Here is a 784-nt window from a genome sequence, read left to right as displayed (position 1 = left end):
ATCGAAAGTGGTGTACGGGCAGATTACATCTGACTTGAGTGAGGTGGCGCACTGTTGCTACAAAGGGTTTGCCGACCAATGAGCAACGAGGAGTGCGCCGTGAAAGATAGTACCGTTTTTGAGAGTGGTATGGGAGAGCTGGGCCTGGGCATTGAAGGCGTACTTCGGCGAGCGGCACGTTCCCTGATCGAACAGGCCATAGAGACAGAGGTGTCCGTATTGCTGGAAGAGTTTTCTGCTGTACGGATGGTCAATGGTCGTCAGGCGGTCGTTCGTAACGGCCACTTGCCGGAGCGAGAGATCATGACTGCCCTGGGCCCTGTGCCGGTGAAGGTCCCCAAGGTTCGGGATCGCTCTGGTTCGGGGATTAAATTCAATTCGGCACTGGTGCCACCGTATGTGCGTAAATCGCGGACGGTGGCGGCCACGGTCCCCTGGCTGTATCTGCATGGGGTATCTTCTGGTCACATGCAGGAGGCGCTTTCTATCCTCCTGGGCGAAGAGGCCAAAGGACTGTCCCCGGCGGCATTGGGACGCCTCAAGGCGCACTGGACGGAAGAGCATGCCGCCTGGCAACGCCGTTCCCTGGAAGGTAAACGGTATGCCTACTGGTGGGTGGACGGCGTCTATACCAATCTACGTGCGGAGGAGGATCCGCGCATCTGCCTGCTGGTGATTATTGGCGTGACGGCGGACGGGAAGAAGGAACTGGTCAGTGTCAGCGATGGCCTGCGCGAATCCAAGGCCTCCTGGCTGGAGGTTCTGCGCGACCTGCAGGCTCGTG

At 58.9% G+C, this 784-nt stretch carries 1 pseudogene; it reads left to right on the top strand.

Annotated features, from left to right (window positions below):
• Positions 1–99 precede the first annotated feature (99 nt).
• Positions 100–784 (top strand): annotated as a pseudogene (locus HF921_RS12855) (IS256-like element ISAfe2 family transposase); the annotation flags it as partial.

This window comes from Acidithiobacillus ferriphilus, assembly GCF_018854775.1.
GTDB classification, from domain to species: Bacteria; Pseudomonadota; Gammaproteobacteria; order Acidithiobacillales; family Acidithiobacillaceae; genus Acidithiobacillus; species Acidithiobacillus ferriphilus.
The sequence above is the reverse complement of the archived record's forward strand: the minus strand, read 5'-3'. Positions and strand labels throughout refer to the sequence as shown.